Source organism: Halalkalibaculum sp. DA384 (assembly GCF_043951955.1).
GTDB lineage: Bacteria > Bacteroidota > Rhodothermia > Balneolales > Balneolaceae > JAMQKA01.
On the sequence record NZ_JBINJE010000140.1, the window covers coordinates 1 to 326 of the forward strand.

The window sequence follows — 326 nt, forward strand, 5'->3', positions numbered from 1 at the left end:
TTGGCCAGCGGGTCCATCCCCCCGTTGATGATATGGCCCACATCCGGGGTCCACCCGATCACCTCCGGGTCCAGCCCCGGCAGGATGGCATCGTAATCCTGCTCGGTGCGGGTGATCGAGGAGGGGGGCGAGTTGGGATGGAACGTGGATTCGACCCCCCGGGCGGCGGCCCGGCGCGCCACGCTGTTGAGGTTGGCCACCAGGTTCTTTCGCCGGGCGGTGACATCGTGGCGGCCCGCCGGCTCGTGGACCAGGCACAGCAGGGCGCCCGGGAACTTCGAGGTTAATTCAATAATCTCGTCGGCTTTTTTTATTTCCTCTTCTGT

Annotated in this window: 1 protein-coding gene; it reads right to left on the minus strand. The window is 64.7% G+C overall.

Annotated features, from left to right (window positions below):
* Positions 1-326 (minus strand): sugar phosphate isomerase/epimerase family protein (locus ACG2E4_RS18600; protein WP_395277527.1); only part of this gene is annotated, 326 nt, incomplete at both ends.